Annotated in this window: 4 protein-coding genes; all 4 read right to left on the bottom strand. The window is 57.2% G+C overall.

Features of this window, described 5'->3' with window-relative positions; all coding sequences use genetic code 11:
* The coding region (locus B2W96_RS04745; RefSeq protein WP_293009056.1) for an ATP-binding cassette domain-containing protein at positions 1-381 on the bottom strand (381 nt) is incomplete at its 3' end.
* Positions 378-1,733 (bottom strand): branched-chain amino acid ABC transporter permease, encoded by a 1,356-nt coding sequence (locus B2W96_RS04740; RefSeq protein WP_293009054.1) that lies wholly within the window; start codon positions 1,731-1,733, stop codon positions 378-380. The genes B2W96_RS04745 and B2W96_RS04740, both read right to left, overlap by 4 nt.
* Positions 1,734-1,737: 4 nt before the next feature.
* Positions 1,738-2,616: a branched-chain amino acid ABC transporter permease gene (locus B2W96_RS04735; protein ID WP_293009052.1), complete on the bottom strand. Its 879-nt coding sequence runs from the start codon at positions 2,614-2,616 to the stop codon at positions 1,738-1,740.
* 226 nt (positions 2,617-2,842) lie between these two features.
* Positions 2,843-4,060 (bottom strand): ABC transporter substrate-binding protein, encoded by a 1,218-nt coding sequence (locus tag B2W96_RS04730; protein WP_293009050.1) that lies wholly within the window; start codon positions 4,058-4,060, stop codon positions 2,843-2,845.
* Positions 4,061-4,493 lie beyond the last annotated feature (433 nt).

Here is a 4,493-nt window from a genome sequence, read left to right as displayed (position 1 = left end):
CGCCAAAACCTTGTCGGTAAAGGCCGCGGGGTCGCGTTCCCGCTCGGACTCTTTTATGGCGTCCCACTCCTCCGGCGTCGCTCCCGTACCAGAGAGGCGGAACGCGGCGGTATACAACTCCGGATTATGCCCTTTGTAAAGTTTTTTCATCTTTCCCTGCGGGTGGTTGCGCACGATGGTTTCTCCGCAAAACTCCACCAGCCCATTGCTGGGCGCATATACTCCGGTAATGACGTTGAAGGCGGTGGTCTTTCCCGCACCGTTGGGTCCGATGAGGGAGACGATCTCCCCCTTGTTGATTTCCAGATTCAAATTGTCCACAGCCACCACGCCGCCGAACTGCATGGTGGCGTTTTCCACGCGCAGTACATTTTCTCTCATTTACCCGCACCTGCCTTTGCTTTTGCGGAGCGTCTTTTTCTTCTCAGGTCCCACAGCTCCTGATCGCCCATGATGCCCTTCCGGAAAAACAGCACCACGATCATGATGACCACGGAGAACACCACCATGCGGAAGCCGGAGCGCAGCAGCGGCAGCTTCAAATTGGAACTCAGCAGGAACCACACGTCCCAACCCAGCGCCAAAGCCGCCAATATAAGCGCCAGGACAGGGCTCCAGTCCACTGTAAGCCGTCCTCCCGCGCGGGAGACAAGCTTTCTGCCGCTGCGCTTCAGCCGCAGCAGGCCAAAGCCCGCAACCACGGCGATCAAAGCCGCCAGCAGGGCGCAAAGCTGCACCTTGGCGCCGAAATTTTTCAAAACCGTTTCGTTATCCAAAAACCGCAGCCACCATTCCGAGCAGCCCACGAACAGGAATGAGCCCAGCACGGACCCGGTGACGGACCCGATTCCTCCGATCACCACAATCAGGAGAATTTCGTAGGTCATGGCCGCCTTGAAAGCCGTGGCCTGCACGCTGGCCTGAAACATGGCCAGCATAGCACCGGAAATTCCGGCGAAAAAGGAGCTGATGACAAAGCTCATCCTCTTGTGGCTGGCCAGATTGATGCCCATGGCCTCGGCGGCCACCTCGTCGTCCCGGATCGCCTTAAAGGCCCGACCGTAGGTGGAGTTGATCAGCAGCACCACAACCAGAATGCACGCTCCCGCAAACAGGAAGGGCATCATCGTGGTGAGCTTCAGCTCTCCCAAATGGAAGTCGGAGAATCCGGTAAACCCATACAGCAAATTGGAGCCGTTGGTAACGGGGCCAAGACCCTCATACTGCACCACGGAGCGGATAATTTCCGCAAAGCCCAGCGTGGCAATGGCCAGATAGTCGCTCTTCAGTTTTAAAACCGGCAATCCGATGAACCAGGCGAACAGCGCCGCCACACATCCCGCCAGAATCAGGCAGAGCACCACGCCCAAAAACACGCCAAACTGGCCCATAGAGCTGCCCAAGCTCTCCGTTACGGAGAAGCCAAGGCCCCCGCTGGGATACCGCTGATAAACGCTGGCCTGCCGCGCCACGGGGACGGTGAGAACGGCGTAGGTATAGGCCCCCAGCAGCATAAAGCCCGCCTGTCCAAGGGAAAAGAGGCCCGTAAAGCCGTTTAAAAGGTTCATGGACACAGCCACCAGCGCATAAATCGCACCCTTTTGCAGCACCGTCAGCAACATGGACGGAACCACCTTGGACGGCAGATTGTCAAGTATCACCACCGCCACCAGCACAGCGGCGGCAATGAGCAGCGCAATCCAAGTCTTTTTATGGTCTTTTTTCTTGATCATTCCGTCACACCTTCTCCGTCAAATTCTCTCCGAAGAGGCCGGTGGGTTTCACCGCGAGAATCACAATCAACAGAGCGAAAGTGAACGCGTCGGAAAACGTAGTCAGACCCGCACCCTTGATCAGGCTCTCGCAGATGCCGATGATGAAGCCGCCAATCACCGCGCCGGGAATAGACCCGATGCCGCCGAACACGGCGGCCACGAAGGCCTTCAGTCCCGGCATCGCGCCGATGGTGGGCGTGACGGTGGCGTAATTGGAAAAGTACAGCATGGAGCCAACAGCCGCCAGAAAGGACCCCACCACAAAGGTGAAGCTGATAACATTATTGATTTTGATCCCCATGAGCTGCGCCGTTTCAAAGTCCCGGGACGCGGCTCGCATGGCCATGCCGATTTTGGTTCGTTTGATGAGCAGCACCAGACCCGCCACCAGCACCACCACCAAAAACGGAGTGACGACGGTGACCCGGCTGGTGGAACTGCCCGCCACATTTACGCTGTCGCTGATCCAAGGCAGCACCGGATATTGCTTGGGAAGACCACCGGTGAGATACCACATAGCGTTTTGCAGCAGATAGCTCATGCCGATGGCCGAAATCATAACAGACATCCGGGGAGCGGTGCGCAGGGGGCGATAGGCCACCTTTTCCACCAGCACCGCTAAAGCCACCGTCAAAACGATGGTCAGCGGGATAGATAGGGTCAGAGGCATGGTGGCGGCGGCATAGACCATTACAAAGCCGGACACCGTAAAAATATCGCCGTGCGCAAAGTTAATCAGACGTAAAATACCGTATACCATTGTGTATCCAATGGCAATCAGGGCATACTGCCCACCCACGGAGACGCCTGCCAGCAGATAGGGCAGGATTTGTTCTAGCATGGGATTCCCTCCGTTTTCATTGTGTCCCGCGCAAGGGCACGGGCTTCCCGATAAACCGTTTTCTGTGATGCGGGCCTTGCCCGCGGTGTGAGCCTGCTTCTGTTCTGCATCGAACCCTTCGGCTTCCGGCTCGATGCAAGCCAGAATCGCTTCATCCTGAAAAGCGCGGGCGGGGTGGCTCCCCGCCCGCGCCGTGGGTCCTACGGTTTTGGGGCAGACCTTCGAATCAGCCCTCCACGGACTGACGCTTCACGAAGGTAAATGCGCCGTCGGTGGCCTGCTTGATGTAAGCCTCGGTCTTATTGGCGTCACCTGTTTCGGGATTGATGGTGATGTGGCCGGTGACGGCATCGATGTCCACATTGAACAAAGCCGCCTGAATGGCTTCTCCCTCGGTGGATTGAGCCAGGTTGATGGCCTCAATGGCAGTCATGTACGCGTCATAGCCCAACGCGGAGACAGCCGCCACGATGTCGTTGCCGCCGTTATTGGTCAGGTTCTGCGCATCGGCGTTCAAAAACTCCTTAAAGCCCTTGACAAACGCGGCGGCAGGACCTGCATCGTCGTTCTCGTCAAAGAAGGTGGAGCAGTAAACCTTCTGATCGGTCCCCTTCTGGGCGGCGAGAATCGCGGAGTTCTCCCACGTATCCCCGGCGGTGATGGGAATGGTGACGCCGGCCTTGGCGGCCTGACCCACGATCAGGGCGGCATAGGTGGTGGAAGAGGGGGCAAAAATCACGTCCGCGCCATAAGTCACGGCGTTCTGGATGTAAGCGGAGAAGTCAGAGGTGCCCTCGGGGAAGCTCTCGGCTTTCACCTCGCCGCCCAGACCCTCAAATGCCTGCTTGAAGTAGGTGCCGAGGCCGGAACCGTAGTCCTCGCCCAGCATGGTCAGGACATAGGCCTTTTTCGCGCCGAACTCCTCGGAGACAAAGTTTGCCATGACGCTGCCCTGGAAGGGGTCCAGGAAGCAGACCCGGAAGTAGTACGGGTTCAGCTCCGTCACGGCGGGGTTGGTGCAGGACACGCCGATGGCGGGAATCTTCGCCTGCTCAAAGGTGGGCGCGGCAGCAATGGACACGCCGGAGCCATAGGAGCCCAGCACCACGGACACGCCCGCGTTCACCAGCGTCTGCGCGGCGGTGATGGCCTTGTCGGTGGTGGACTGGTTATCCACGATTTCCAGCTTCACGTCATAAGTCTGGCCGCCGATCTCCACGGTGGGAACCACCTGATTGGCATACTGGATGCCCAGCACCTCCTGCTTTCCGCCCGCGCCGTTGTCGCCGGACGCAGGCTCAAACACGCCCACCTTCAGCAAGGGATTGCTGCCGCCGGACGCGCTGCCGCCGTCGCCGGATGCACTGCCGCCGGTATCCCCGCCGCAGGCGGCGAGAGAGAAGGTCATGGCAAGAGCCATGGCAAGCGCAAGAAACTTTTTCATGTTCTTTCCTCCTGTCGTCAATAAAAGAGAACCGTTTTCCAATTCTCTTTGCATAAGAAGTATTTTACGGAATTTCTCCCGCTTTTTCAAGTAGAATTATATACAGTGCAGCGCTTTAAATCCGTTCCTGTGCCCAAAATTTTCCAAAAACCTTTTTGTGATTTGTCCCCACTCAAAAGACATATGTAGCTATTGTAGAAAAAATTCCTAAAGGCTGTCCTTGGTACAAAGACAATCATTTTCGTGATTTCGCCGAAGGAAGCAAAAAATAATTACGTACTCTTACGTCTCAGCGCAGATTTTGTTCCGCTTTTCACTCTTTTGGCAAAATACGCACTCTCCAAAGCACCGGGGCCCGGTGCGGGCGCGGGAACGGTTCTCAAAAAAGCCCCGCCGTCGGACAAACGGCAGGGCTTCTATTATGCGCTTACGC

The sequence above is a fragment of the Oscillibacter sp. UBA6647 genome (assembly GCA_002455655.1).
In the GTDB taxonomy this organism is placed as follows: Bacteria; Bacillota; Clostridia; order Oscillospirales; family Oscillospiraceae; genus Oscillibacter.
This window is presented reverse-complemented; position numbering and strand designations above follow the sequence as displayed.

Excerpts from the sequence above, each read along its gene's own strand:
- B2W96_RS04740 (WP_293009054.1), bottom strand. The coding sequence starts at position 1,733 with ATGATCAAGAAAAAAGACCATAAAAAGACTTGGATTGCGCTGCTCATT.
- B2W96_RS04735 (WP_293009052.1), bottom strand. The coding sequence starts at position 2,616 with ATGCTAGAACAAATCCTGCCCTATCTGCTGGCAGGCGTCTCCGTGGGT.
- B2W96_RS04730 (WP_293009050.1), bottom strand. The coding sequence starts at position 4,060 with ATGAAAAAGTTTCTTGCGCTTGCCATGGCTCTTGCCATGACCTTCTCT.